Annotated in this window: 19 protein-coding genes and 1 pseudogene; 14 read left to right on the plus strand and 6 right to left on the minus strand. The window is 71.8% G+C overall.

Features of this window, described 5'->3' with window-relative positions:
* Window positions 1–224: 224 nt before the first annotated feature.
* On the plus strand, window positions 225–1,253 hold the full coding sequence (locus tag ACZ7L1_RS22080) for a GAF domain-containing protein (protein WP_471439433.1): 1,029 nt from the start codon (window positions 225–227) through the stop codon (window positions 1,251–1,253).
* A gap of 93 nt (window positions 1,254–1,346) precedes the next feature.
* On the opposite strand, the gene ACZ7L1_RS22085 is transcribed toward ACZ7L1_RS22080, so the two are convergent.
* On the minus strand, window positions 1,347–2,978 hold the full coding sequence (locus tag ACZ7L1_RS22085; RefSeq protein WP_471439435.1) for an acyl-CoA synthetase: 1,632 nt from the start codon (window positions 2,976–2,978) through the stop codon (window positions 1,347–1,349).
* A 187-nt stretch (window positions 2,979–3,165) separates the two neighbouring features.
* Here ACZ7L1_RS22085 and ACZ7L1_RS22090 point away from each other — a divergent pair, with 187 nt between their 5' ends.
* The 8 genes and pseudogenes from ACZ7L1_RS22090 to ACZ7L1_RS22125 all read left to right on the plus strand — a co-directional run bounded on the left by ACZ7L1_RS22090 (window position 3,166) and on the right by ACZ7L1_RS22125 (window position 9,567).
* A complete protein-coding gene (locus ACZ7L1_RS22090; protein WP_471439437.1) occupies window positions 3,166–3,966 on the plus strand; it encodes a crotonase/enoyl-CoA hydratase family protein in 801 nt (266 codons plus the stop codon).
* A gap of 22 nt (window positions 3,967–3,988) precedes the next feature.
* Window positions 3,989–4,930 carry a Zn-ribbon domain-containing OB-fold protein gene (locus ACZ7L1_RS22095; RefSeq protein WP_471439439.1) on the plus strand — a complete coding sequence of 314 codons (942 nt, stop codon included), beginning with the start codon at window positions 3,989–3,991 and terminating at the stop codon, window positions 4,928–4,930.
* Window positions 4,927–5,976, plus strand: a complete 1,050-nt coding sequence (locus ACZ7L1_RS22100) for a thiolase domain-containing protein (RefSeq protein WP_471439441.1) — start codon at window positions 4,927–4,929, stop codon at window positions 5,974–5,976. The genes ACZ7L1_RS22095 and ACZ7L1_RS22100 overlap by 4 nt, the downstream gene beginning before the upstream one ends.
* Window positions 5,973–7,139, plus strand: a complete 1,167-nt coding sequence (locus ACZ7L1_RS22105; RefSeq protein WP_471439443.1) for a thiolase domain-containing protein — start codon at window positions 5,973–5,975, stop codon at window positions 7,137–7,139. Before ACZ7L1_RS22100 ends, ACZ7L1_RS22105 begins: the two co-directional genes overlap by 4 nt.
* An 83-nt stretch (window positions 7,140–7,222) precedes the next feature.
* On the plus strand, window positions 7,223–7,465 hold the full coding sequence (locus ACZ7L1_RS22110; protein ID WP_471439445.1) for a DUF397 domain-containing protein: 243 nt from the start codon (window positions 7,223–7,225) through the stop codon (window positions 7,463–7,465).
* 124 nt (window positions 7,466–7,589) lie between these two features.
* Window positions 7,590–8,498 carry a universal stress protein gene (locus tag ACZ7L1_RS22115; RefSeq protein WP_471439447.1) on the plus strand — a complete coding sequence of 303 codons (909 nt, stop codon included), beginning with the start codon at window positions 7,590–7,592 and terminating at the stop codon, window positions 8,496–8,498.
* A gap of 61 nt (window positions 8,499–8,559) precedes the next feature.
* Window positions 8,560–8,916: pseudogene (locus ACZ7L1_RS22120) on the plus strand (nuclear transport factor 2 family protein); the annotation flags it as partial.
* A 153-nt stretch (window positions 8,917–9,069) separates the two neighbouring features.
* Window positions 9,070–9,567, plus strand: a complete 498-nt coding sequence (locus tag ACZ7L1_RS22125) for a hypothetical protein (protein WP_103844891.1) — start codon at window positions 9,070–9,072, stop codon at window positions 9,565–9,567.
* Between the two features lie 58 nt (window positions 9,568–9,625).
* Here the strand turns inward: ACZ7L1_RS22125 and ACZ7L1_RS22130 are convergent, their stop codons facing one another.
* Both ACZ7L1_RS22130 and ACZ7L1_RS22135 read right to left on the minus strand, forming a co-directional pair.
* A complete protein-coding gene (locus ACZ7L1_RS22130; RefSeq protein WP_471439449.1) occupies window positions 9,626–11,602 on the minus strand; it encodes an N-acetylmuramoyl-L-alanine amidase in 1,977 nt (658 codons plus the stop codon).
* 285 nt (window positions 11,603–11,887) lie between these two features.
* The gene (locus tag ACZ7L1_RS22135; RefSeq protein WP_471439451.1) at window positions 11,888–13,027 is read right to left on the minus strand and encodes an aminoglycoside phosphotransferase family protein; all 1,140 of its coding nucleotides are present in this window, start codon (window positions 13,025–13,027) and stop codon (window positions 11,888–11,890) included.
* Window positions 13,028–13,261: 234 nt separating this feature from the next.
* Between ACZ7L1_RS22135 and ACZ7L1_RS22140 the strand changes: the two genes are divergently transcribed.
* Entirely contained in the window at window positions 13,262–14,761 is a 1,500-nt protein-coding gene (locus ACZ7L1_RS22140) for a DNA-binding protein NsdB (protein ID WP_471439453.1), read from the plus strand.
* Between the two features lie 60 nt (window positions 14,762–14,821).
* Here ACZ7L1_RS22140 and ACZ7L1_RS22145 read toward each other — a convergent pair whose 3' ends face one another.
* From ACZ7L1_RS22145 to ACZ7L1_RS22155, 3 genes are all read right to left on the minus strand, one after another.
* The gene (locus ACZ7L1_RS22145) at window positions 14,822–16,207 is read right to left on the minus strand and encodes a PP2C family protein-serine/threonine phosphatase (RefSeq protein WP_471439455.1); all 1,386 of its coding nucleotides are present in this window, start codon (window positions 16,205–16,207) and stop codon (window positions 14,822–14,824) included.
* Between the two features lie 279 nt (window positions 16,208–16,486).
* Window positions 16,487–17,512: a Gfo/Idh/MocA family protein gene (locus tag ACZ7L1_RS22150; RefSeq protein WP_471439457.1), complete on the minus strand. Its 1,026-nt coding sequence runs from the start codon at window positions 17,510–17,512 to the stop codon at window positions 16,487–16,489.
* Window positions 17,513–17,589: 77 nt separating this feature from the next.
* Window positions 17,590–18,687, minus strand: a complete 1,098-nt coding sequence (locus ACZ7L1_RS22155) for a baeRF3 domain-containing protein (protein ID WP_471439459.1) — start codon at window positions 18,685–18,687, stop codon at window positions 17,590–17,592.
* Window positions 18,688–19,081: 394 nt separating this feature from the next.
* Here ACZ7L1_RS22155 and asnB point away from each other — a divergent pair, with 394 nt between their 5' ends.
* From asnB to ACZ7L1_RS22175, 4 genes are all read left to right on the plus strand, one after another.
* Window positions 19,082–20,923, plus strand: a complete 1,842-nt coding sequence (gene asnB / locus ACZ7L1_RS22160; RefSeq protein WP_471439461.1) for an asparagine synthase (glutamine-hydrolyzing) — start codon at window positions 19,082–19,084, stop codon at window positions 20,921–20,923.
* Between the two features lie 326 nt (window positions 20,924–21,249).
* The gene (locus ACZ7L1_RS22165) at window positions 21,250–21,882 is read left to right on the plus strand and encodes a chaplin (RefSeq protein ID WP_471439463.1); all 633 of its coding nucleotides are present in this window, start codon (window positions 21,250–21,252) and stop codon (window positions 21,880–21,882) included.
* A gap of 444 nt (window positions 21,883–22,326) precedes the next feature.
* Complete coding sequence (locus ACZ7L1_RS22170) at window positions 22,327–23,181, plus strand: GNAT family N-acetyltransferase (RefSeq protein ID WP_471439464.1); 855 nt, start codon at window positions 22,327–22,329, stop codon at window positions 23,179–23,181.
* A 102-nt stretch (window positions 23,182–23,283) separates the two neighbouring features.
* Window positions 23,284–24,060, plus strand: a complete 777-nt coding sequence (locus ACZ7L1_RS22175) for a GNAT family N-acetyltransferase (protein ID WP_471439465.1) — start codon at window positions 23,284–23,286, stop codon at window positions 24,058–24,060.
* Window positions 24,061–24,286: the final 226 nt, after the last annotated feature.

Below are 24,286 nucleotides of genomic sequence, written 5' to 3' on the forward strand. Positions count from 1 at the left end.
CGCTCAAGGAATGGCGGGAAGTGATCGCCGCAGGTTGAAACCTGGAAATATTTGGACAGAATCCTGGTTTGGGTATCTCTACGCCCCCAGGTGGTCACGGTGGTCGCGCAGGCGCTCCGGCCAAGTCTCGTGCGACCGCGAGGCGTTGGGCGTGAGTCAAGTGATGCGGAAATCAGCGGGTGGGGCGATCCGCGGAAGCCGGGATTCTGCTTTCATCTGATCCCATGGATCCCCTCTCTCCTGACCAGGCCCGGCTCGCGGGTGAGCATCGGAAGCTACGACTGCAGGTTCTCGGCCTCAACACCGTCGAGGCGGAGGCCACGTTCGACCGTGTCGCGAGGCTGGCGGCCAGTTTCACCCAATCACCTCTGGCCATGGTCAACTTCATCAACGACGAGCGGCAGATGTTCCGCGGCATGTACGTGCCCACCGCGTCGCCCGACGACAAGGTGAACCCCGACGGCGGCGGGATCGCCTTCGACCTCAGCAACCTCTCCCGGGAGGCCCCCGGCGACTACGGCTTCTGCCCCCACGTGGTGGCCCAGGGGTCGCAACTGGCCCTGGACGACGTCTTCGACTACCCCCGCTTCAAGGGCAACCCCCTCGTCAACGACCTGGGCGTGCGCTCCTACCTCGGCACCCCGCTGCGCGACAACACGGGCATGATCCTGGGCACCGTGTGCGTCGCCGACTTCAAGCCCCGCGCCTGGGACCGCGGCCTGCGCGAGGGCATGCAGGAACTCAGCCAGACCCTGCTGTCCGACTTCAAGCTGCGGGACAGCCTGCTGGCCCAGCAGCAGGAGCTGTTCGCCGTCTTCGACGGCGCACCCTTCCCCATCATGCTCACCGAGGGCCCCAACCACCTGTTGCGCTACGCCAACGGCAAGCAGGGCGCCGCCTTCGGCATGGTCCCGCAGTTCAGCCCCGGCCGGATGGTGCTGCCCGGCCTGGAGGCCATAGGCGTCTTCAGCGCGATGGACGACGCCTACCGTACCGGGCAGCCCACCACGCTGTCCCAGGTCTCCCTCACCACGTACGACGATCCACGGCCGCAGGAGTTCACCTTCCTGTGCACCCCGGTGCGTACCTCGCCCGGGGCGCCGATCAGCGGTGTCCTGACAGTGGCGATGCAGAGCACCGGACAGAGCTACCCGGGCTCCGAGCAGCAGGCCTTCGCGGCCAACGTCCAGGAGCGCTTCGAGCGGCTCGGCGCCATGCCGGACCACCGGGAGAGCGCCGGCTACCGCACCTGACCACGTTCTGCGCCGATCGCCAGGGCTCGGGTTCCTGAACTGCCCGAGCCCTGCCGGCCGCGGCCTCGCGACAGCGTGTGGCCCCCGCCCCCGTCACAGGTGGGCGGAGCGGTCCGCCGTCACCGCCACCTCCCTGGCCCAGCGGTAGTCCGCCTTGCCGCTGGGCGAGCGCCGGATGACCTCCGTGACGACCAGTTGGCGCGGGATCTTGTAGCCCGCGAGCCGTGTCCGGCAGTGGGCCTGGATGTCCATTAGCGAGGGACGCGCCGCGCCCCGGCGCAGCTGCACCACCGCCGCCACATGGTTGCCCCACGTCGCGTCCGGGACCCCGGCCACCAGGGCGTCGTACACGTCCGGATGTGACTTGAGCGCCTGTTCGACCTCCTCCGGGTACACCTTCTCGCCGCCGGTGTTGATGCACTGCGAGCCGCGTCCCAGGACGGTGACGACGCCCTCCTCGTCGACCGTCGCCATGTCGCCGAGGAGCACCCAGCGCTCGCCGTCCCTCTCGAAGAACGTCTCCGCCGTCTTCCCCGGGTCGTTGTAGTACCCGAGCGGTACGTGCCCGCGCTGCGCGATGCGGCCCACCTCACCGGCCGGCACCGGCTCGTGGGTGACCGGGTCCACGACCCGCGTACGGGAGTTGACCCGGATGCGGAAGCCCCGGCCCGGGCCGGAGTCGGGGGTCGCGGTGCCGTTGAAGCCGGACTCCGAGGAGCCGAAGTTGTTCAACAGCACGGCGTTCGGGACGAGCGCCTGGAACTGTGCGCGGACGGTCTCCGACATGATGGCCCCGGATGACGACACGCTGAACAGGGACGAGCAGTCGGTGCCCTTCATCGGCCCGCTCAGCGCGTCGATCATCGGCCGCAGCATCGCGTCACCCACCAGGGACACACTGGTGACCTTCTCCTTCTCGATCGTCCGCAGTACTTCCTCCGGCACGAACTTGCGGTGCAGCACGACGCGCTGGCCGAAGTGGAACCCGATGAACGCCGTGAGGGTGGACGTGCCGTGCATCAGCGGGGGAGTGGGGAAGAACGTGATGCCCTCGCCGCCGGCCGCGACCCGCTCGGCCAGCTCCTCCGGCTTGCCGACCGGCTCGCCGGTCGGGGCGCCGCCGCCCAGGCCGGAGAAGAACAGGTCCTCCTGCCGCCACATCACGCCCTTCGGCATGCCGGTCGTGCCGCCGGTGTAGATGATGAACTGGTCGTCGCCCGAGCGGGCCGGGAAGCCGCGCTCGGGCGACCCGGCGGCCTCGGCGCCGGCGAAGTCCACCGCGGGCAGCGCGACCGCGTCCGGTGCGGGTGTGCCCACCCGCACCAGGTGCCTCAGCTTCTCCGCCCCGGGCAGCGCCGCCGCGACCCGATCGGTGAACTCCGCGTCGAAGACCACTGCCACCAGGTCCGCGTCCCGGTAGAGGTACACCAACTCGTCCTCGACGTACCGGTAGTTGACGTTGACCGGCACGATCCGGGCCTTGAGGCAGCCCAGCACCGCCTGCAGGTACTCCACGCCGTTGTACAGGTGCAGCCCCAGGTGTTCCCCCGGACGTATCCCCGCGTCCAGCAGATGGTGCCCGATGCGGTTTGCCGCCCGGTCCAGCTGCGCGTAGGTGAGACGGCGCTCCGCACCCGTGCCCGGGTGGTCGACGTACACGAGCGCCTCGCGCTCCGCGGCCACGTCGACGACCGACTCGAACAGGTCGGCAAGGTTGTACTCCACCGTTCCTCCTGAGCTCGGTCACGCGTGGCGAAGAGGGTGCATCCGACGGTTCGCCGGTCATCAGAGCAAAGCCCGGTGCAACTGTGAAGGGCCCTCGGCGAGGAAATCTGACTCACTGTCAGAAAACCCTTGTCCTTGCTCCACCCCTCCTGCAACCTGTTCTCGTTCAGCGGACGGGAGGAAGCGAATGGGCGGAACGGAACACCTCACCGTGCAGCGTGACGGCGCCACACTGGTGCTCACGCTCAACAGGCCCGAGGCCAGGAACGCGCTCTCGTTGCCGATGCTGGTGGGGCTCTACGACGGGTGGGTCGAGGCGGACGAGGACGACACCGTCCGCTCGATCGTGCTCACCGGCGCCGGCGGCTCCTTCTGCGCGGGGATGGATCTCAAGGCCCTGGCCGGAAAGGGCATGGAAGGGCAGCGGTACCGCGAGCGGCTCGACGCCGACCCCGATCTGCACTGGAAGGCGATGCTGCGTCACCACCGCCCCCGCAAACCGGTGATCGCCGCCGTCGAGGGCCCGTGCGTGGCGGGTGGCACCGAGATCCTCCAGGGCACCGACATCCGCGTGGCGGCCGAGTCCGCGACCTTCGGCCTCTTCGAGGTCCGGCGGGCCCTGTTCCCGATCGGCGGCTCCACGGTCCGTCTCCAGCGCCAGATCCCGCGCACCCACGCCCTGGAGATGCTGCTCACCGGGCGCCCCTACTCCGCGCAGGAGGCCGCCGCCATCGGACTCGTCGGCCATGTCGTGCCCGACGGCACCGCCCTGGCCAAGGCACTGGAGATCGCCGAACGGATCAACGGCTGCGGGCCGCTGGCCGTCGAGGCCGTCAAAGCCTCCGTGTACGAGACCGCCGAGATGACGGAGACCGACGGGCTCGCCGCCGAACTGGGTCGCGGCCGGCCCGTCTTCGACACCGCGGACGCCAGGGAAGGCGCCCGCGCCTTCGCGGAGAAACGCCCACCCGTCTACAAGCGCGCCTGACCCACCGAAGGAGTCCGTAAGGATGCCCGGAGTCCTCAAAGCCCCTCTCGTCGTCGAGTTCCCCTTCACCCGCTCCCTCGGCCCCATCCAGAGCGCCTTCCTCACCGGCTTGCGCGAACGCGTCGTCCTCGGGGTGAGGACCCGCGACGGCCGCACCCTCGTCCCGCCCGTCGAGTACGACCCCCTCACCGCCGAGGAGATCCGCGACCTGGTCGAGGTCGCCCCCACCGGCACGGTCACCACATGGGCCTGGAACCACGAGCCCCGTCGCGACCAGCCCCTTTCCAGCCCCTTCGCCTGGGTGCTGGTGAAGCTCGACGGCGCCGACACCGCCCTGCTGCACGCCCTCGACGCCCCCGGCCCCGAGGCCGTCCGCACCGGCCTGCGCGTCCGAATCCGCTGGGCCGAGGAACGCTCCGGCACCATCACGGACATCGCCTGCTTCGAGCCGTACGACGGCGAACCGGGCCGACCGGCAGGTCACGACGGCGAGTTCGCGGACGCGATCACCGGCATCGTCACCCCCGCCCGCCTCGACTACACCTACTCGCCGGGTCGCGCCCAGTCCGCCTACATAGGCGCCCTCGCCGGACAACGCACCGTCGGTGAGCGCTGCCCGAAGTGCCGCAAGGTGTACGTACCTCCGCGCGGCGCCTGCCCCACCTGTGGTGTCGCCACACAGGAACAGGTCGAAGTGGGCCCTCGCGGCACGGTCACCACCTTCTGCATCGTCAACATCAAGGCGAAGAACCTCGACATCGAAGTGCCGTACGTCTACGCGCACATCGCCCTGGACGGCGCCGACCTCGCGCTGCACGGCCGTATCGGGGGCATCCCCTACGACCAGGTCCGCATGGGGCTGCGGGTCGAGCCGGTGTGGACCGAAGGGGCGCGCTACCCCGACCACTACCGGCCCACCGGCGAAGCCGACGCCGACTACGACTCGTACAAGGAGCTGTTGTGACCCGCGAGATCGCCGTCGTCGCCTTCGCCCAGACCGCTCACCGGGGCACCAGCGACGAGCTCTCCGAGGTGGAGATGCTCATGCCGGTCCTGCACCAGGTGCTGGAGCGGACCGGCCTGAAGACCGCCGACATCGGCTTCACCTGCTCCGGTTCCAGCGACTACCTGGCCGGCCGCGCCTTCTCCTTCACCCTCGCCCTGGACGCAGTGGGCGCCTGGCCGCCGATCTCCGAGTCGCACGTCGAGATGGACGGCGCCTGGGCGCTGTACGAGGCGTGGACGAAGCTGCTCACCGGCGACGCCGACACCGCGCTCGTCTACTCCTACGGCAAGTCCTCACCCGGCTCCGTACGGGACGTGCTCACCCGGCAGCTCGACCCCTACTACGTCGCCCCCTTGTGGCCCGACTCCGTGGCCCTGGCCGCCCTCCAGGCGCAGGCGCTCATCGACGCGGGCGAGACCGACGAGCGGGCCCTGGCCGCGATCGCCGTCCGCAACCGCGCGGGCGCGAGCACCAACTCGCATGCCCCACTCAGGGGTTCCGTACCGCGGGGTGACTACCTCGTACGGCCGTTGCGCGCCGGGGACTGCCCGCCGATCGGTGACGGAGCCGCCGCCGTGATCCTCGCGGCGGGGGAGCCGGCGCGGGAGCTGTGCGCACGGCCCGCCTGGATCCGGGGCATCGACCACCGGATCGAGACACACGGGCTCGGCGTGCGCGACCTGACGGACTCGCCGTCCACGCGGCTCGCCGCCGAGAAGGCCGGCGCCTTCGAACGGCCCGTCGACACCGCCGAGTTGCATGCACCGTTCACCTCCCAGGAGGTGATCCTGCGCAAGGTGCTCCGCCTCGACGACAACGTCACGGTCAACCCCTCCGGCGGCGCCCTCGCCGCCCACCCGGTCATGGCGGCCGGACTCGTCCGCGTCGGCGAGGCCGCCGCCCGCATCCACCGTGGCGAGTCCGACCGCGCCCTGGCCCACGCCACCTCCGGACCGTGTCTGCAACAGAACCTGGTCGCCGTACTCGAAGGGGATCCCCGATGAGCAAGGAACCCGTGGCCGTCGTAGGGATCGGCCAGACCAGGCACGTGGCGGCGCGCCGGGACGTGTCGATCGCGGGGCTGGTGAGGGAGGCCGCCGGACGTGCCCTCAAGGACGCCGAGTTGTCGTGGGCGGACATCGAGGCCGTCGTCATCGGGAAGGCGCCCGACTTCTTCGAGGGCGTGATGATGCCGGAGCTGTACCTCGCCGACGCCCTCGGCGCCGTGGGCAAGCCCATGCTGCGGGTGCACACGGCCGGTTCGGTCGGCGGCTCCACCGCGCTCGTCGCCGCGAACCTGGTCGCGGCCCGTGTCCACCGCATCGTGCTGACCCTGGCCTTCGAGAAGCAGTCCGAGTCCAACGCCATGTGGGGACTGTCGCTCCCGATCCCCTTCCAGCAGCCGCTGCTGGCCGGCGCGGGCGGCTTCTTCGCGCCGCACGTACGGGCGTACAAGCGGCGCAGCGGCGCCCCCGACACCATCGGCTCGCTGGTCGCCTACAAGGACCGGCGCAATGCGCTCAAGAACCCGTACGCGCATCTGCACGAGCACGACATCACGCTCGAGATGGTGCAGTCCTCGCCCATGCTGTGGGACCCGATCCGCTACTCCGAGACCTGCCCCTCCTCCGACGGCGCCTGCGCGATGGTGCTCACCGACCGTGCGGGGGCGGCCCGTTCGCCCCGGCCGCCCGCGTGGATGCTCGGCGGCGCCATGCGCAGCGAGCCGACCCTCTTCGCGGGCAAGGACTTCGTCTCACCCCGGGCCGGAAGGGACTGCGCCGCCGACGTCTACCGGCAGGCCGGGATCGCCGACCCGCGCCGGGACATCGACGCGGCCGAGATCTACGTGCCGTTCTCCTGGTACGAACCGATGTGGCTGGAGAACCTCGGCTTCGCCGACGTGGGCGAGGGCTGGAAGCTCACCGAGGCCGGGGTGACCGAACTCGACGGAGACCTCCCCGTCAACATGTCGGGCGGGGTGCTGTCCACCAACCCCATCGGCGCCTCCGGCATGATCCGCTTCGCGGAGGCGGCGCTCCAGGTGCGCGGGCAGGCCGGGGAACACCAGGTGGACGGGGCCCGCCGGGTGCTCGGGCACGCCTATGGCGGCGGGTCGCAGTTCTTCTCCATGTGGCTGGTCGGCGACCGGCCGCCGAGCTCCTGAACGCATCCCCCTCACGTGCCCTGTCGGCCGTGCGATGCGATCGCTAGGCTGGCCGCGGACGACGAACCGGGAGGAGCACGGACGTGGCCGAGAGCACCATCCAGCAGCACCCGTTCGCGGGCTGGGACAAGCCGGAGCTGGACCTCAGCAACGCCGAGTGGCAGTCCAGCAGCCGAGGGCGCGGGGATGTCCAGATCGCCTTCGTGGAGGGCTTCATCGCGATGCGCAACAGCGGCCGCCCCGAGAGCCCGTCCCTGATCTTCACCCCCGCGGAGTGGGGTGCGTTCGTGTCGGGAGCACGGGAGGGGGAGTTCGACCTCACCTGAGTCCTCGCCCGCCGAGTCCTCGCCCGCTGCCGAATCTCCGGACACGCGGGCGGTGAACCCGCCCCGGGGCCGCCCTCTGCGTCAGGCTGAGGGAACACAGCCGCGTCCCGGAGGCGAGGATTCCATGAGCACCGAGTCGGTCATCGCGGCCGTCGACGGATCGGACGACAGCCTGCGCGCACTGGACTGGGCACTGACCGCCGCACGGCTGCGCGATGTGCCGCTGCGCGTGGTCCATGTGCGGCAGTACGGGCCCTGGGCGCAGCCCGGCGCCCTGGTCGCCGGCCCCCCGGCGCCGGCCGAGGACCCGGTGCTCGACGAGGTCAGGGCGCGTCTGGACGACAGGACCGACCGTCCGGTCACCGATTACCTTGCGGTGGACGGCTTCCCGGCCGCGGTCCTGCCCGAACTCGGAGCCGACGCCCAGTTGATGGTGCTCGGCTCACGGGGCCGCGGCGGCTTCGCCGCCCTGTTGCTCGGCTCCACGAGCCTGGCCGCCGCGCGCGACAGCGCCTGCCCGGTGGTCGTGGTGCCGCGCCCGGGCCGCGAGGTGCACGAAGGGCCGCCGGTCGCGCCCGGTCGGCGCGTGGTCGTCGGACTGCACGTCGACAGCCCCGCCGAGGCCACGCTTGCCTTCGCGTTCGCGGAGGCGGCCCGCCGCGACGCCCGCCTGCATGTGATCGCCACCCACCCCTGGCCGCCGTTGGAGATCTGGCCGGCGCCCGGCGAACTCATGCCTCCGGCCGTCGACGAGGACGCCGTCGAGGACGAGATCCGGACCCTGGCCGCGAGCCTTTTGGGCCCCCATCACGCACGGCACCCGGACGTGCCGACCGACCTCACCACGCCCCCCGGTGACGCGGCGGGTCACCTCGTCGCGGCGTCGCGCGGCGCCGAACTGGTCGTGGTGGGCCGCCACCGCCGCCGCATCCTCGCCCCCGCCCGCATGCTCGGCTCGGTGACCCAGGCGGTCCTGCTGCACGCGGCGAGCCCCGTCGCGGTGGTACCGCCCGCCGTGGAGCCCGCCGGATGACCGGGCGAACACGCCCCGCCCAGGCCGGCCTGATGGCATGATCATGCCGGAGGCGGAAGCCATGGCACTGCACGCCGACGAGCGGCCGGCCATCACCGAGCTGCTCTCCCTGCGCGGGCACCTGTTCGACGCCGGTGAGATGGACCGGCTCGACGAGCTGTTCACCGCCGACATCGTCTACGACGTCACCGACTTCGGCCAGGAGCCGCTGACCGGCATCGCCGCCATCCGCGAGGCGTCTCGCGCCCTCGGCACGGCGAACCCCATCGCGCACCACATCACCAACGTCGTCCTCACCGAGATCACCCCCGGGCAGGTGCGCGCCCTGTCCAAGGGCCTCGGCGTCCACGCGGACGGCACCTGCGGAAGAGTGACCCACGACGACACGGTCGTACGCGTCCGGGACGGCTGGCGCATCAGCCGGCGCCGGGTGACCGCGCGGCGCGTGCCGCTAAGGCGGAGCGTGATCGGCTCAAGCGCGGCGCGCATGATCGCCTCACGCTCGGCGGAGTGTGATCGGCCTCGCCAGGAGGCGGGCCCGGTTTCGCGGTCGGCCACGTACCATGGCGGCATGTCCTTCCTCCGCCGCCGCAGTGCCACCCCCGCCGGGCCCGACTTCGACGTACTGGCCATGGACCCGGGTGACTGGCCGGGCAATCTCGGTGCCGGTCTGCTGCCCGCGCCCGACGGCAGCTGCCAGGGCGTCTTCCTGCGCTACGACCTCTTCGGCGGCCGCGGCCCCGCGATGATCATCGGTAATCTGCCGGAGGGCTCCCCGGCCCGCGACGTCGCCGAGGGCGAGGTCCCCTTCGAGGTGGCCCAGCTCCTGCTCGCGCTGGAGAACGACGAGGAGGTCACCGTCGTCGGCAGCGAGGACATCCCGGTGATGCAGGGTGACAACCTCCTCATCGTGCGCCGCCTCAAGCTCTCCGAGGGCCGGATCTCCTGCGTCCAGTTCGACCGCAGCGACGGCGTCCTGGTGACCATCGCCGCCTGGGACCGCCCCATCACCGACGACCTTTACGCGCTGCTGAAGCCCCTGCCCGCGGAGCTGTTCCAGCAGGGCTGACACGCCGGAAGGCACTTCAGGGCCGGGACCGCCCGTGGTCCCGGCCCTTCCTTTCGTGCTACGACGCCGACGCCACCACCCGCACGTCCGCCGCCCGGACGAACGCCACCCGGTGGCCGAACTGGATCTCGTAGTACAGGTCCTTGCCGGCCACCACCCGGTGCGAGTCGGTGGTGAAGGTGGTCGAGTAGTAGTACTCACCCGGCACCACGCCGCCGATCACGTACCGCTGGCCCGCCGGCAGCCGGTACGGCAGCGGCGAGACCGACTGCACGGGCACCCCCTCCGGGTACGCCTCCTTCTCGGGGTAGGCGCGGCCGTACACCGGGACGTCCGTGAGACCGTCCCTGGGCGTGACCACGAACCCGGACGCGTTCACCCCCGTGGGCTGCGTCTTCGGGTTCCTGAACCACGCCTTCTGGCCCAGGTACCAGATCGCCGTCCAGTCCCCGTCCCGGTCCGCGACCGCGTACCGCTGACCCGTGGAGGCCCGCGAGCCGACGTCGTTCACGTCGGTCGTCGAGTCGTCGCCCCTGGGGTACAGGCCGATGTCCTTGATCAGCGGCGCGGACTCGTCCGGCGCGCTGTGGAGCCGGACCTCGCTGGAGCCGTGCACCGCGCAGGGCTCGCCCGCGGTGGTGCAGCCCGTGTACGGCGGCTGGTTCGCGGGGTAGTCCGGCAGGATGGTCACCAGCCCGCCCCTCGGCCCGGCCGTGGCGTGGAACGGCCTGCCCAGCAGCTCGAAGTAGTGCCGCCAGTCCCAGTACGGGCCCGGGTCCGTGTGCATCTGCGGGATGTACGAGGAGGTCGGGCCCGGAACGTTGTCGTGGCCGAGGATGTGCTGACGGTCCAGCGGGATGTCGTACCTCCCGGCGAGGTACCTCACCAGCCGCGCCGACGAGCGGTACATCGCCTCCGTGTACCAGGCGTCCGGCGAGGCGAGGAACCCCTCGTGCTCGATGCCGACCGATGCGGCGTTGACGTACCAGTTGCCCGCGTGCCAGGCCACGTCCTTCGCCTTCACGTGCTGGGCGATCAGTCCGTCCGTGGAGCGCACGGTGTAGTTCCACGACACATAGGTCGGGTCCTGGATCAGCTTGAGGACGCCGTCCCACTGGCCTTCCGTGTCGTGGATGACGATGTACCTGATGCGTTGCGAGCCCGGCCGGTCCGCCAGGTCGTGGTTGCCGTAGTCGTTGTCGCCGAACTGCGCGTACGGCGCCGGGATCCACTCGCAGGACACGCTCCTCGGGCACTCGGTCCCGTCCGCGTCGGCCGCGCGGAGCCCGGCGCGCCTCAGCTGTGCGGTGTCGGGCGCGAGGCCCGGCTCCGCGTCGAGCCGTACCCTCTCGCCCGTGTCCGTGGTGCGCTGCTCGCCCTCGCGAACCACCGCGAAGACGTCGTTCGCGTACGCGGCCGCCGTGGCGCTGTCGTCCGCGCCGGAGAACTCCGCCACCGCCCCGTACCAGTCGGCCGGGTCGGCGCTCAGCGGCTCGCCGAGGTGTTTCTGGGCGTCGGCGAGCAGGGCGGCCCCGCCCGCGATGTTCGCCGCCGGGTCGGTGCGCAGCCGCTCTGCCGACAGGCCGGTGAGCGTGGCGGCCCGGGCCAGCGTCTTCAGCCGGTCCGGAAGTTGCGCGTCGACCGGCACCTGCGTGGTGGGCAGCAGCGCGGGACGGGCCTGGTCGCCGCGCGCGTCCTCCGCGCCCTCGCTGTGGTGCGCCGCCTCGGTGGCGATCGCGGTGCGGGCGTCCGTCAGATGCATCGGGCCGTAACCGCCCGCGACGCTCGGCGCGCCGCCGTGCGTGTCCCAGCGGGACTGGAGGTAGGAGACGCCGAGCAGCACGCTCCGCGGTACGTGGTACTGGGCGGACGCGGCGGCGAACGCGCTCTGCAGGCCGGCAGGCCTGTCCTGCCCGGGGGCCGGGGCGGCGCCCAGCAGCGGCAGCAGCAGCGCCGCCGAGGCGACGGCGCCCACGGTCCTGGAGGTGCGTCTGTGGTCGGCGGGGGCATGGGGGTCGGTGGTGGATCCTCGCAATGCAGCCTCCTGGGACGGTCGGGCGCTCTGGGGCGTGCGGGGGCCGAACGTCCGTCAGTGGTACTAGGTGACCGACGATCCGTCAATCATGCCTGCGCTCAGGAGAATTCCCACGTCAGCGGTGGTTGCCGGGAGTTTCGCGGCGGCGGTGACAGGGCCTGCGGGGCGTCACTGGCGTGGACCAATGAGCCGAACGGAGGACGCCGAAGGGGCCCCGGCGGGCTGGACAGGGCGAAGGTCCGCGGTGCGCCACTTTCGTGAGCGCTCCGCGGACCTACGTCTCCGTCAGCGAGTGCCGACCGCCGCTCGTACGGCCCGCCGGGCCATCTGGCAGTCGTCGTGCAGCCGCCGCAGCAGCAGCCGCTGCTCCTCGCCGGACGGCGCGGCGCCCGGGTGGGCCACTCCCGGTGCCGCCGGGGTCGTGTCGTGCATCGAACGCTGCACGGCCGTCTCGTACGTGCGGATCTCGCGGGTCAGGACGAGCATCAGGTTCACCAGGAACGCGTCGCGCGACGCCGGCCCCGCCGACTGTGCGATCTGGCTGATCTGACGCCGCGCCACGGGGGCGTCGCCGAGGACGGCCCACAGCGTCGCCAGGTCGTACCCGGGCAGGTACCAGCCCGCGTGCTCCCAGTCCAGCAGCACCGGGCCCGTCGGCGAGAGCAGGACGTTCGACAGCAGGGCGTCGCCGTGGCAGAACTGGCCCATGCCCTGTCGGCCCGCTGCGTGGGCGATGCCGTGCAGCAACTTCTGCAGATCGCCCATGTCCCGGTCCGTGAGCAGGCCCAGATCGTGGAAGCGCGAGATCCGCTCCGCGTAGTCCAGCGGGGCGCCGAACGTGCCCGCCGGGGGACGCCACGCGTTCAGCCGGCAGATCGCGCCCAGTGCCGCCCGGATGTCCGCGCGCGGCGGCGCTTCCACCGGATGCCGCTGCAGCGCGGCCACCCGGCCGGGCATCCGCTCGATGACCAGGGTGCAGTTGTCAGGGTCCGCCGCGATCAGTCGAGGCGCCCGCACCGGAGGGCGGTGCCGGACGAACGACCGGTACGCCGCTATCTCGTGCCTGAAGCGCTCGGACCAGATGGGGGAGTGGTCCAGTAAACACTTGGCCACGGCCGTACTGCGCCCCGTGGTGCCCACGAGGAGCACGGAGCGCCCGCTTCGGCGCAGCACCTGCACCGGGGTGAACTCCGGGCAGATGCGGTGCACCGAGGCGATCGCCGTGCGCAGTTGGGCGCCCTGGGGGCCGGGCAAGTCGATTCTCCCGCTGAGCGGCTGGGTGCCGACGCCCGGAACGCGCCGCGTCCTGCCGGCACCGAGCACGGGGGCCGCCGGTCGCGCGGGCTCGAGATAGGGGCCGTCGGCGCCCGGGCGGGGACGCAGCGGCCGGGGCGGGGCGGACACGGAGGACGATGCTGCGTACATGGGTGAGACAGATCCCTTCGTGTGCCTGCGAATTCCGCGCCCGCCCGGCCCGGCCGCCGCCGGCGCACCCTGGGGAATGTCCCTGCGGCGACCGGGTCGGGGTGGCGCGTTCCTACCTGACACCCGATGGGCCGTGGCACACCATCTGGCGCACCCTGGCGAACCCTGGCGAATAGTCCCGCTGCAACTGACAGCGGGCTACTGTCAACTCAGCCGAGAACCTGGGGGCTTGATGTGAGCGGACAACCCAACACCCGCCTCGCGGACCTGTTCGGCCTGGCCGGCTGGTCCAAGGGGGAACTCGCGAGGATGGTCAACCGGAAGGCGGCGGCCATGGGCCACCCCCAGCTGGCGACCGACACCTCCCGGGTGCGGCGTTGGATCGACGTGGGAGAGATCCCGCGCGATCCCGTGCCGCAGGTGCTGGCGGCGCTGTTCACCGAGCGACTCGGCCGTGTCGTGACCATCGAGGACCTCGGTCTGGTTCGGCACGGGCGCGCGGGGAGACGGCGTGACGAAGGGAGTGCGAAGCACCCCGACGGAGTGCCATGGGCGCCCGAGCGGACGGCTGCGGTCCTCACCGAATTCACGGGAATGGACCTCATGCTCAACCGACGCGGCTTGGTGGGCGCGGGTGCCGCGCTCGCCGCAGGATCCGCACTCAGCAGCGCCATGCACGACTGGCTGCGCACCGATCCGGCCCTGGCGGCCGACGCCCCCCGCTACGAAGACCCCCTGCACGCCGACCCCGCCGGGTTCGACCGCTACGAGGCCGCCCCCATCGGGTCGCAGGAGGTCGAGGAGCTGGAACGCTCGGTGGAGGTGTTCCGGGCCTGGGACGCGGCCCGCGGCGGCGGCCTGCAGCGCAAGGCGGTCGTGGGACAGCTCAACGAGGTGGGAGGCATGCTCGCCTACCGCCACCCCGACCATCTGCAGCGGCGTCTGTGGGGCGTCGCCGCCAACCTCGCCGTTCTCGCGGGCTGGATGTCGCACGACATCGGCCTGGAGCCCACGGCACAGAAGTACTTCGTCATCGCGGCGCACGCGGCACGCGAGGGCGGCGACCGGCCCCGCGCCGGGGAGGCGCTCTCCCGCGCCGCACGGCAGATGGTGCACCTAGGCCGTCCCGACGACGCCCTGGACCTGATGCAGCTCGCCAGGTCGGGCTCCGGCGACGAGGTGCTGCCGCGCACCAGGGCCATGCTCTGCACCATCGAGGCCTGGGCGCAGGCGTCGATGGGCAAAGGCCAGGCCATGCGGCGCACCCTCGGCGAGGCGGAGGACCTGTTCGTCTCCGACAAGGGGGACGTGCCCCCGCCCAGCTGGATGCAGATGTTCGACGAGGCGGACCTGCGCGGCATGCAGGCCCTGGCCTACCGCACCCTCGCCGAACACGAGCCCGGTGCGGCCCTCATCGCACAGCGCCACGCCAAGGAGGCACTGGAGCTGCGCGGAGCCGGCCGGGACCGGTCGAAGATCTTCGACCACATCTCCATGGCGTCCGCCTGCTTCATCGCCGACGACCCGGAACAGGCCGACCGCTACGCCCGCCTGGCCCTGACATCCATGGGGGCGAACTCCTCGCAGCGCACCTGGGACCGGCTGCGTGAGATGTACCGGCTCACCGCGCAGTACTCGAGCTATCCGAAGATCCAGGACCTGCGCGAGGAGATCGAACAGGCGCTCCCCAAGGGCTTGTCGAAGCCGAAGGGTGGCAACCGGGCACAGGCATAAGGGGCCTGTGCGTCCGTGCCGACAACAAGGCGGAGCCGTTCTGCCCCGTCTCCCTGACCGTCAGGAGACCACCCTGGCGACGAGCACGCACGCGTCGTCCTCGCGCCCGCTCTCGCCGAACTCCTCCACGACAGTCCGTACGCAGCCCTGGGCCGTGTGGTCTGCGCGGAGGCGCGGAGCCAGGTCGAGCAGCCTCTGCACGGCCTCCGTGCCGGTGTGCCGCGGGACCAGCCCGTCGGTGTGCAGGAGCAGCAGGTCGCCTTTCCGAAGCGTCTCCTCGGCCTGCCCATAGGCTGCTTGGGGCCTCGCTCCGAGCAGGACGCCCTCAGGTCCGGCCAGCACGCGCCCCGTCCCGTCGCGGAACAGCAGCGGGGCGGGGTGCCCCGCCTGCGCCCAGCTCAGGGTGCGTGTGGCGGCCCGATAGCGACAGCACACCGCGCTGCCCAGGGCCGGCTGGTCGGAGCCGTCCAGGAGCTGGTTGAGCCAGCCCAGGAGCCGACCGGGCGCGGCGCCGGCCATGGCCATGCCCCGAAGGGCACCGATCAGGGTCGCCATGCCGGAGGCCACGGTCATGCCGTGCCCGGTGAGGTCGCCGGCGCCGAGCAGCGTGTCCCCGTCGGGCAGGTCGAACGCGTCGTACCAGTGGCCGCCGATCGGCGCGCTGGCGGACGCGGGAAGATGGCGGGCGGCCAGGTCCAGGGCGCCGGTGCCCTGTCGCGGGAGGCGTAGCGAGCCACGCCGCGGCGGCAGCACGGCCTCCTGGAGCTCGGCCGCGAGCCGGTGCTCGGTCCGGGCCCGGTGGCGCTGCATCGCGTCGCCTCGCTCGCGTACCGTCCGTTGGCTGCGGCGCAGTTCGCTCACGTCCCGCAGCACGGCCCACATCGAGGCGGTGCTGCCGTCGGCGTCGAGCACCGGCTCGCCCATCATGTGCACCGTGCGGACCTCGCCGTCGGGGCGACGGATCCGGAACTCCCCGTCGATGGGCTTGCCGTCGACCAGGCAGTCCGTCACCATCGCCGTCAGCAGCGGCCGGTCCTCGTCGTGTACCAGCGAGGGCAGTTCGTCGAGGGTGAGCGCGGGGGACGAGGGTTCACGACCGAGGATCTGGTACAGCTCGCCCGACCAACTCGCCTCGTCGGTCAGCAGGTTCCACTCCGCGCTGCCGACCCGGCTGAGCAGGGACCCGGCGGGCGGCGCGGCGGGCACGGGGGGCGGGCCGTCGCGTAGCTGCGCCAAGTGGGCGTCGAGGTCGTTGAGTTGGTGCAGTGCGAGGTCGCACAGCGCTCGCTGCCACCGGCCCTCGGGGTCCGTGCCGTCCTCGGGTGCCTCTCGCCGCACGGCGTCCACCTCGCCGCGCAGCCGCCGGGTGTGCGAGATGAGCGCGTCGACCGAGTCACGGCCGGGCGGCGGGGGGGCGGGGCGGTCCGCGGAGAGATGGGGTGGCATGACGCGCTCCGATGCGGGGACGGTTCGACCAGGTCCGGCGGGAGGACCGTTACGACTGTGGCACAGCCGACGACGGGGCGTAAGGGATTTGGCAACACCCGATACGGTGGTGCTTCTGGCATATGCCAAAGGCCCTGCGGAAGAAGTGGTCGGAGCCGGTGACGGGGTGGTCCGGCCGAGCAAGTCGTAGGGAGAGTACGCCACTTGACGTTCGGGGCACAGACGTCAGGTCGTGCACGAGTACGGGTGATGAATGCGTGTACGGGTCCGCTGAGGCTGTCAGCGGTCATCGCCCCCGTACAGCTCGGGGCGCGGTGCCAGGGTGACCGTCTCCCGTTTGCCGCTCTCCTGGGCCCGTACGCCCGCCTCGGCGACCACGGAGGCGGCATAGCCGTCCCACGCGGAGGGCCCGGTGGCCCGCCCCTGCCGGGTGGCGTCGACCCAGGCCTGCACCTCGCGGTCGTAGGCGTCGGCGAACCGGACGAGATAGTCCTGCGCGACCTCCTCACGCGCGCCGTCCGCGGTCGTGACGACCATGGAGTGCCCCTCGCCGATGCGGGCGCTGCCGCCCTCGCAGACGGCTTCGCAGCGCACCTGGTAGCCGAAGCCGGTGTTGACGAAGATCTCCACATCGACGAGGGCGCCCCCCGACGTCTCGAACAGCACGAATTGCGGGTCGAGCAGGCCGTCGGGAGCGTTCGAGGACGACCCGGGGCGCAGCACGGTCACCGCGGTCGGCTCCTGGCCCAGCAGCCAGCGGGCCGCGTCGATCTCGTGCGAGACGGAGCTGTCGATCAGCATGGCGGTGGTGAAACCGGGAGGCGAGGAGACGTTGCGGTGCGTGCAGTGCAGCATCAGCGTCCTCCCCAGCCGGCCGCTGTCCAGCAGCGACTTCAGTCGTAGGTACTCGGCGTCGTACCGGCGCATGAACCCCACCTGCGTGAGGCGCCGGCCGAGCCGGGACTCCGCCTCGACCACGCGCAGCGCCCCGGCCGCGTCCGGCACCAGCGGCTTCTCGCACAGCACCGGCAGCCCGCGCGCGAAGGCCGCGAGCAGCGCCTCCTCATGGGCCGGGCCCGGCGAGGCGATCAGCACGGCCCGGACGCCGGGCGCGTCCAGCGCGGCCTCGGGTTCGACGTGCACCACAACGCCTTCGACACCGGCCGTGGCCTGCTCGGCGCGGTCCTTCTCGGGATCCGCCACGGCCACCACCCTCGCTCCGCTCACCACGCGGTCCAGCCGGCGTATGTGGTCGGCGCCCATGTGCCCCGCACCCAGTACCGCCACGCCCAGCAGATCGCCCATGTGCCCCCGCCCTCTCTCTCCGCGGACCGTCCCCGGCAGGGTAGACCGCGGAGGGACGGCCTCGGCAGGTGAGCGGCTCAGTAGCGGAGCACCCCGGCGATCCCCTGTGCGTCGCCCAGGGCACCGTCCGGGACGAATCGGACGTCGGCACCGGTGTCCAGGCAGCGCTCCACGATCTCGTCCACGATGTCCTCGCGGGCGTCCAGGTCGCCGCTCTCGGCGGGCACCAGATGGTCGCCGCCGTCGGCGCGTACCGTGACGCGGTAGTTCTCCTCCACCGCGAGGAGGCGGATGCGTCCGTCGGAGGCGTTCTGCCAGACCTCGTCGACGCCGGCGGCGAACGCCTTGCGGCCGCGGGCCGACTCCAGCTCACGGCTGACCGTCTCGACGGTCCTGTGCTCCTCGGCGGCGATCACCGGCCCGACGGCCTGCCACACGGCGTCGGGGGTGCCGTGGGCGAGACCGCCGTGGCGGACGTGGACCGCGTCCTTGGTGACGGTGCCGAGCTCGTCCAATACGGACAGCGCGGCCTGCTCGCCGGCGACGTAGAGCGGGCGCGGATACCGGCGCAGGACCCTGCTCATCGCGGTGTCGGCCTCGCGCAGGAAGCGGCGGGTCGTCTCGTCGCGGGACGTGCTCGGCATGTCGCCGATCTGCATCTGGCGCTCGGCGTCGAAGTTCTCCCGGCTCCGGGTCAGCGGGAAGCCGCCGACGCGCTCCTCCGCGACGTGGCCGGCACCGCCGTTCCACAGCGTCACCCGGTCGGCCGAGACCGTGAGCACCCAGAACGGCCGCTCGGCGACCTGCGCGGCCACCAGGTTCCGGGTCAGGAAGGTGTCCGAGAGCACCACGCGCTCGGGCACCGCGCGGGCCAGCGACCACACCTGGTGCTCGCCCGGCGCGGCGAAGATCACCAGGCCGTCCTCGGTATGCGCGAGGTCGACCTCGGCGAGTGCCCGGTCGAGTTGGTCCGCGACGTCGATACGGCGTTCCCTGGGGACCGCCGGGTCGGCCTCGAGTTGCTTCTTGGCGTCGGCCAGCGCGTTGCGCAGCCGTACCCGGTCCTCCGCGTGCTCGGTCGCGCGGCGGTGCGTCGGCGTCAGCACCGACACCGCGGGGTACGGCCGGGGCCGGCGCAGTTCCGCGAGAGTCGTGGGACTGAGGGCATGCTCCATATCAGCACCTTAGGACCGATTCGCTTGTCGGGCATTCGGGGCAACTGTGGGCAAAGTGATTACTGTGACATCCGGCTGGGCGGCGGCGCCGTCCCGTGGGCCGACGGCCCCCGAGAGGAATCGGGATGTTGGAAAACTCTTTGCCCGTGGCCGAGACCCGACGGCCGCGTCCCTCGTTGAGGCCCACCGGCGCGTACACGAGACGTAAAACCCGGCCGAAACAGTGGGGGCGAGCGAGCCCGGCCGGGTCACTGCCGCGTTGACCGCCTGCCGCGGCATGACACACGCTCGACATATAGCTGCTTAATACAACTGGTTGGTCGGGGCGATGCTCGACCCTTGCGAAGCCGCAGGTCGACGCATAGTCCCGGCGATCGGACGCGGGAGGCGACACATGTGCGGCATCACCGGGTGGGTTTCCTACGACCGCGATCTGCGGACCGAGACCGCGACATTGGATGCGATGACGCGGACCATGGCCTGCCGGGGCCCCGACGACAGCGGCACCTGGACCGGCGGTGCCGCCGCCCTCGGCCACCGCAGGCTCGCGATCATCGACCTGCCCGGCGGACGCCAGCCGATGACCGCCCAGACCCCGCAGGGCACCGTCGCGCTCGTGTACTCGGGGGAGACCTACAACTTCACCGAGCTGCGCCGTGAACTGAGCGCCCTGGGTCACCGCTTCACCACCGATTCGGACACCGAGGTCGTTCTGCGCGCCTACCTCGAGTGGGGCGACGCGCTCGCCGAGCGTCTCAACGGCATGTACGCCTTCGCCCTCTGGGACGGCCGCCGCGACACACTCGTGATGATCCGCGACCGCATGGGCATCAAGCCCTTCTACTACCACCCGACCCCCGACGGCGTCCTCTTCGGCTCCGAACCCAAGGCGATCCTCGCCAACCCGCTGGCCCCCGCCCGGATCCGCCTCGACGGGCTGCGGGAACTGCTCGCGCTGGTCAAGACGCCCGGGCACGCCGTCTGGGACGGCATGCGCGAGGTGGAGCCCGGCACCGTCGTCACCGTCGACCGGCAGGGCGTACACCGGCGCGTCTACTGGCAGTTGGAGACCCGGCCGCACACCGACGACCGACACACCACCATCGCCACCGTCCGGGCGCTGCTCGAGGACATCGTGCGCCGCCAGCTCGTCGCCGACGTGCCGCGCTGCACCCTGCTCTCGGGCGGCCTCGACTCCTCCGCGATGACCGCGTTGGCCGCGCGGCAACTGGCCCTGCGCGGCGAGAAGGTGCGCAGTTTCGCCGTGGACTTCGTCGGACAGGCCGACCACTTCGTCGCAGACGAACTGCGCGCCACCCCCGACGCGCCGTTCGTGCACGACGTGGCCCGCGCCTGCGCCACCGATCACCAGGACATCGTGCTCGACGCCCAGGCCCTCGCCGACCTCGACGTGCGCGCCAAGGTCATTCGCGCCCGCGACCTTCCGACGGGACTCGGCGACATGGACACCTCGCTCTACCTGCTGTTCCAGGCGATCCGCGAGCAGTCCACCGTAGCGCTGTCCGGGGAGTCCGCCGACGAGGTCTTCGGCGGCTACCAGCAGTTCTTCGACGAGGAGGCACGCCGCGCCGACACCTTCCCCTGGCTGGTCCGCCACGGCCGGGACTGGGGCGAGGACGCCGACGTCCTGCGCCCCGACCTCACCGAGGCCCTGGACCTCAAGGCGTACATCGCCGACGGTTACCGCACGGCCGTAGCGGACATCGGGCGCCTGGAGGGGGAGAGCGACTTCGAGTACCGGATGCGGCAGATCTGCCATCTGCACCTGACCCGCTTCGTACGGGTCCTGCTCGACCGCAAGGACCGTACGAGCATGGCGGTCGGCCTGGAAGTGCGGGTGCCGTTCTGCGACCACCGGCTCGTCGAGTACGTCTACAACACGCCCTGGGCGCTGAAGTCCTTCGACGGACGCGAGAAGAGCCTGCTGCGGGAGGCGGCCGCGGACCTGATCCCGAAGTCCGTGTACGACAGGGTCAAGAGCCCCTACCCCTCCACCCAGGACCCCAGGTACGCCCTCGCCCTCCAGGAGCACGCGAAGGACCTCCTGGCCCGTCCCTCTCACCCCGTCTTCGACTTGGTCGACCGAGAACGGCTGCGCCGGGCCGCCCACCGCGACACCCCGCAGATCACCCAGGCCTCGCGCCACGGCCTGGAACGGGCCCTGGACCTGGCCCTCTGGCTGGACCTGTACACCCCGGAGCTCTCTGTCAGCTGAGCGCCGCTCAGCCGGGCGGCTCCGGGCGGCAGGAGCTCCCGTTCGGCGGCAGATCCCCGTGAGCATGGGCCTCCGGGGACGACCCTGTCGCGGCTCCGGCGACGACCCCGTGATCACCATGGGCGGGCCCTGCGGAGCGCGCCTCCGGACAGGCGGAACGGGCGGACCTGCCGTACCGTGCGCCACCCGCGACGGCCTGCCCGCCGGTTCGACAACCGTGCCACTCGAAGGGGTGAAAGGCAGATAAGCCATAACTCGGATGGTTCGTCTGCGTTTTACGGGGTGCGAGCGAGTGCTCGCGACCATGTCTGGAAGGCAGGGAACCTATGAATCGGGTTACCCGGAATGGTTTGATCGCCGTGGCCGCCGCCTCGGGGGCGATGGCCGTGGCGCTGCCGGCGCACGCGGACTCCGCGGCGGACGGCACCGCGGCGGGTTCGCCCGGGCTGATCTCCGGCAGCACCCTCCAGGTCCCGGTGCACGTGCCGGTCAATGTGTGCGGCAACACCGTGGACGTCGTGGGGCTGCTGAACCCGGCGGCGGGAAACTCCTGCGAGAACCGGGGCGCGGGCCGGTCCGGCGCAGGGCAGGGAGCGGTGTCCGGGGGCGGTGCCACCGCGCACACCGGCGGAAAGGATTCCTCGGGCGTGCTCGCGGGCAACGGCCTGCAACTCCCGGTCGACGTCCCCGTGAACGTCACCGGCAACTCGGTCAGTGTGGCCGGGGCCGGCAACGCGTCGGTGGGCAACAGCTCCACGAACACCTCGAGCACGGCCCGCCCCGCCACACCGCCGAAGGCCCACACCCCGGTACGGACGGCGCCTCCGGTGCAGCAGGCCGGGGTCACCCTCGCCCACACGGGCGCGGACGTGACCGTGCCCGCACTGGCGGGAAGCGGGGCCCTGCTGCTCGGCGGGACGCTGCTGTACCGGCGCTTTCGATCGTCAGCGACCCGCTAGCGCCCCTACGGGCGGCGTTCGCCCCGTCGCGAGGGCCGGCCAAGAGCACGCGCCGGACACCGTTGCTTGACGGGCGAACACCGCCTGCCGGGTCATCAGCCGACCGAACGCATCGGCCGAAGGCCCCGCCGCACCGACCGGCGGCGGGGCCTTCGGCACCGTCGGTGTCAGCCTGGGCCGGTTGTGGCCGGGTCGCCCCGGAGAACGGCGTACCGCACGCCGTCGCGCCACCGTCCGCCATGGAACACGACGCTGCGGTGGTCGCCCTCACGGGTGAACCCGGCCCTCTCGGCCTTCTGCTTCAACGCCCGTCCGGGGACGAGGAATTGTCCGAGGCGGCAACCAGCGTGCCTACGGTGGCGCACGTCTTCGGCATCGGAAAGGATGCTCGCGGCGCGGCCGGTCCCTCCGCCGCGCCCGACCCCCATGGAAGGGAGCGCGACGATGACCTCTGCGGGTCCCGATGACCTGGTCGTCACCCGGGCCACGCTCGACGACTGGCCGGTGATCAGCGGCTGGGCCGCGGACGAGGGCTGGAACCCCGGTCTGTCCGACGGCGCCGCCTTCTTCGCCCAGGACCCCGAGGGCTTCTTCATCGGCCGGCTCGGCGGCGAGCCCGTCTCGGCGGTCTCCGTCGTCACCTACGGCGCCGACTACGCCTTCCTGGGCTGCTACCTCGTACGGCCGGACCTGCGCGGTCGCGGCCTGGGACTGACCACCTGGAAGACGGGGCTGGCCCACGCCGGCGACCGTACGGTCGGCCTCGACGGCGTGGTCGCCCAGCAGGACAACTACCGCCGCTCCGGCTTCGAACCGGCCCACCGCACCGTACGGTTCACCGGAGCCGCCCCCGCCGCGGAGCCCGTGCCCGGAGTGCGCCCGGCCGAGAGGGCCGACTTCGACGCCATCGCGGCGTACGACAGCGCCTGCTGCCCCGCCGACCGCCCCCGCTTCCTGAAACACTGGCTCACCACCCGCGGCCACCGGGTCTTCGTCCGTCCCGGCGACGGCCGCCTCACCGGTTACGCGGTGATCCGGCCCGCCCGCGACGGGCTGCGCATCGGCCCCCTGTTCGCCGACAGCGCCGAGGACGCCGACGCCCTCTTCGCCGCGCTGGCAGCCGAAGCCGCGGGACGGGAGATCGCCGTCGACGTCCCCGAACCGAACACGGCGGCCGTGGCACTCGCCGAACGCGCCGGCCTGACCCCGTCGTTCGAAACAGCGCGCATGTACACGGGACCGGTCAGATCCTTCGGCGAGGAGCGTGTGTACGGGGTGACCACTCTGGAGCTCGGCTAGTTCGCCGCGCGCCGGTGGAAGCGCCGTTGCAAGGGGGACCGAACGCCCCGTGGTCACGATGTACTACGGTTCCAGCACATGCCCCGGACGTTGGAGTGAGCCATGGATCACGCTGCCGTACTGGCTTTGTACGACCGGGACATGAGGGAGGGCGCGCGGCCCGACGAGCCTGGTGCCCGCATCGAGCGGGGCGCGACGGTGGTCCGCCTGACCGGCTCGCCGCACGGCTGGAACGGAGTCGTCTGGTCGGACCTGGACGAGTCCACGGCGGACACGGCGATCGCCGAGCAGATCGCCTACTTCACCGGGCTCGGCCGCGAGTTCGAGTGGAAGCTGTACGGGCACGACCTCCCGGTGGATCTGGGCGAGCGGCTGCGGGCGGAGGGGTTCACCCCCGAGCCCGAGGAGACGCTGATGGTCGCGGAGGCGGCCGACCTGACCCTCGACGTAGCGGTGCCCGACGGCATACGGATCGTGCCGGTCACCGATCCGGCGGGCGTCGACCTCGTGGCGGACGTCCACGAGAAGGCCTTCGGCGCCGACGGCGCCCGGCTGCGCCACCGGCTTCTCGCCGGGCTCGCCGGTGACCGGGACAACGTCGTCGCCGTGGTGGCCCTCGCGGGCGACGAACCGGTGAGCTCGGCCCGTCTGGAACTGGTGCCCGGCACCCGCTTCGCGGGACTGTGGGGCGGCGGCACCGTCCCCCACTGGCGCGGCCGAGGCATCTACCGGGCCCTGGTCGCCCACCGCGCCGAGGTCGCGGCCTCCCGCGGCTACCGCTACATCCAGGTCGACGCGACCGATCAGAGCCGCCCGATCCTGACCCGCCTCGGCTTCGAACCCCTGACCACCACGACGCCCTACGTGTACAAGCCCTAGCCGGCGCGGGGGCCGTTGACGGCCGGCGGTCAGGCCGGGTGACAGCAGCGCGCCTTCGGCGTCACCCCCACACCGCTCGTGAAGGCGCTGGACGCCACGCTCGCCTGGTACGGGGAATGGCCGGCGATCTGGTGCTGTGGCCGGAAAGGTTCACCGGCTCGCGGCGTCCGGCACGGCACCTCGCCGCGTTGTCGCATCGCCCGAGTACATCCGGTACGCGGGCGAC

It is taken from the genome of Streptomyces sp. NPDC107546 (assembly GCF_055639175.1).

Excerpts from the sequence above, each read along its gene's own strand:
- ACZ7L1_RS22135 (WP_471439451.1), bottom strand. The coding sequence starts at position 13,027 with ATGTACGCAGCATCGTCCTCCGTGTCCGCCCCGCCCCGGCCGCTGCGT.
- ACZ7L1_RS22115 (WP_471439447.1), top strand. The coding sequence starts at position 7,590 with ATGAGCACCGAGTCGGTCATCGCGGCCGTCGACGGATCGGACGACAGC.
- ACZ7L1_RS22125 (WP_103844891.1), top strand. The coding sequence starts at position 9,070 with ATGTCCTTCCTCCGCCGCCGCAGTGCCACCCCCGCCGGGCCCGACTTC.
- ACZ7L1_RS22095 (WP_471439439.1), top strand. The coding sequence starts at position 3,989 with ATGCCCGGAGTCCTCAAAGCCCCTCTCGTCGTCGAGTTCCCCTTCACC.
- ACZ7L1_RS22145 (WP_471439455.1), bottom strand. The coding sequence starts at position 16,207 with ATGCCACCCCATCTCTCCGCGGACCGCCCCGCCCCCCCGCCGCCCGGC.
- ACZ7L1_RS22165 (WP_471439463.1), top strand. The coding sequence starts at position 21,250 with ATGAATCGGGTTACCCGGAATGGTTTGATCGCCGTGGCCGCCGCCTCG.
- ACZ7L1_RS22090 (WP_471439437.1), top strand. The coding sequence starts at position 3,166 with ATGGGCGGAACGGAACACCTCACCGTGCAGCGTGACGGCGCCACACTG.
- ACZ7L1_RS22105 (WP_471439443.1), top strand. The coding sequence starts at position 5,973 with ATGAGCAAGGAACCCGTGGCCGTCGTAGGGATCGGCCAGACCAGGCAC.
- asnB (WP_471439461.1), top strand. The coding sequence starts at position 19,082 with ATGTGCGGCATCACCGGGTGGGTTTCCTACGACCGCGATCTGCGGACC.
- ACZ7L1_RS22170 (WP_471439464.1), top strand. The coding sequence starts at position 22,327 with ATGACCTCTGCGGGTCCCGATGACCTGGTCGTCACCCGGGCCACGCTC.
- ACZ7L1_RS22175 (WP_471439465.1), top strand. The coding sequence starts at position 23,284 with ATGGATCACGCTGCCGTACTGGCTTTGTACGACCGGGACATGAGGGAG.
- ACZ7L1_RS22080 (WP_471439433.1), top strand. The coding sequence starts at position 225 with ATGGATCCCCTCTCTCCTGACCAGGCCCGGCTCGCGGGTGAGCATCGG.
- ACZ7L1_RS22150 (WP_471439457.1), bottom strand. The coding sequence starts at position 17,512 with ATGGGCGATCTGCTGGGCGTGGCGGTACTGGGTGCGGGGCACATGGGC.
- ACZ7L1_RS22155 (WP_471439459.1), bottom strand. The coding sequence starts at position 18,687 with ATGGAGCATGCCCTCAGTCCCACGACTCTCGCGGAACTGCGCCGGCCC.